The sequence below is a fragment of the Streptomyces sp. M-16 genome (genome assembly GCF_052114405.1).
Lineage (GTDB): Bacteria > Actinomycetota > Actinomycetes > Streptomycetales > Streptomycetaceae > Streptomyces.
Window position 1 is genome coordinate 1 of sequence record NZ_JBFRER010000280.1, and the last position, 2,033, is coordinate 2,033.

Annotated in this window: 1 protein-coding gene; it reads right to left on the minus strand. The window is 67.4% G+C overall.

Going from position 1 to position 2,033, the window contains the following annotated elements; all coding sequences use genetic code 11:
- Positions 1–914, minus strand: a 914-nt coding sequence (locus AB4039_RS42065; protein WP_442273287.1) for a S8 family serine peptidase, incomplete at its 3' end; no start/stop codon positions are given.
- Between the last annotated feature and the right edge of the window lie 1,119 nt (positions 915–2,033).

Genomic DNA, 2,033 nt, shown 5'->3' on the forward strand with positions numbered 1-2,033 from the left:
ACCCTCGGCCGCACGACGCCGTACCCGACGTAGTCGTTCCGCCCGGCCCCGTCGACGGGCTTCCCGGCGGTGTTCAGCAGGACCCGGAGAACCTGGTTGTTGGTCCAGTCGGGGTGCGCGGACCAGAGGAGGGCGGCGGAGGCGGAGGCCAGGGCGGTTGCGTTACTGGTGCCGTGGCCGACGCAGACTTCCGTCTTGCTTAGGCAGGCACCGTAGATATCAACTCCGGGCGCGGACAGGTCCACCTGCGGGCCGTGCTCTGATTCCTTGGTGGCACCGCCGTCAGGGCCGATTCCCGCCACACCCACCACCCCTGGCGTCGCTGCCGGGTACTTAAGGTCATTGAGCGTTTCCCCATCATTTCCGACGCCCGCAAAGATCAACTTCCCCTTGGAGAGCGCATACTTCACTGCATCAATCCGCGCAGGGTCATCCTGATCGGCCGCCATGGAGATGTTGATGATCTTGGCATCGGAGTCCGCCGCGTAACGGATCGCCTGCGTCCAACCAGGGTTCGTCTGATCGTTTTCAATCGGAACGCGAATCGGAAGAATCTTCGCGCCTGGTGCCAGTCCGAATGCCCCGTCGCCGCTGGGGTGCTTTCCGGTCCCAGCGATGAGCGCAGCCATCGTCGTGCCGTGGTTGTCGTAGTCGGTGCGTTCATCACCTTCTTGCGCAGTGGCGAGATTCTTACCTGGAAGAACCTGCCCCTCCAGCTCAGAAACTCGCGCCACGCCACTGTCGATCACGGCCACGGTGACGCCCTTGCCAGTAGCGGTCTTCCAGATCTCATCAGCTTTCATGGCATCGAGATGCCACTGACGCTCGCGGATCGTCTGCGCATGAGCCGGGGTCGCGGCGATCCCGGCCAGCAGAAGACCCACCAGGGCCGAGGTCGCCTTGCGCATACGCATCCCGTGCAACATCCGTTCCGCTCAGTCGATCACTGGCGGAACGACACGGCGGTCGGCCTGCCAGGTCTCTTCGTCCTCGGCCAGGTAATCGGGACGTCCGCCCCCCTGGCTCCTTCGCCGCTCAGCCGGAGACGACGTACCAGCAATGCCCTGGTGAAGTCCGCTCCCAGTCATCCCTGGACCTGGTCCATTCCGGACTAGGCCCGATCCTCCCTGGGTGAATGACTGACCAGCCGTTGTCTGACGTCCACCAACAACGCCACCCGGCTCCATCGCCAGGCGGCGACCGACCGGGGAAGTGCCCCGGGGCCCCTGCGGGCTGCTGCCGACGCCAGCACCCATCGGACCACCCACCCCCCGACCACCAGGCTGCGCGCCTTCCGTGCCGATGACGGTGCCACGGGGAATACCAGCACCCGAAGGGCCGGCGGAAATGGGCCTTCCCCCTACGATGCCGGTGTCGCGAGGCGGTAGGCCGACCTGGCCACCAATGCCAGCCCCCGGCGGTCTCACGCTCGGCAGCGGTCTGACGCCCGGGCCAGGCGCGCCGGGCATCGGGGGCAGCGTCAAGGCCGGCGCAGGCGGCATGGAGACCGGGCCGCCCCCGCCCGGAAGGGCGGGCCCACCTCCGCCAGGCAGACCAGTGACGGGCGGCAAGGTCGTAACCGGAAGTGTCGCTGCGTGATCGAGGCCTACGGCGACCCCGCGATCGGGAGGCAGCAGTGTCGGGGCAAGCCCCGTCGACAAGTCGCCACCTGTAGAGGGATGGCGACCCGGCACCCCCACAGCTTGGTTCGTTGAGACATTGCCGTAGGAGGGGGGCGGAGCGGAGGAGGCGCCGCCCACCCCTGACGCGCTAGAGCTGCCGGTCGAGCGATCAACGCTCGTCAGAGGGGTGACACCTCTGGGCTCGAACACCTTCGGCGGCGGCGGGAACGTAGGGGCTTCCGCCTTGTTCAGCTGGGTCGCTGCCAGGTCGTACGACTGCGCCAGCTTCGTCAGCTGCTGGATCGCCTCCTGGCGGTCACCGTTCAGCTTCGAGTTCGCCGTACGGCCCAGCTGCTGGGCGTCCGGGTCGTTGTGGAACCGGTGCGCCGCCGCCAGATCCGCCGCCGCCGA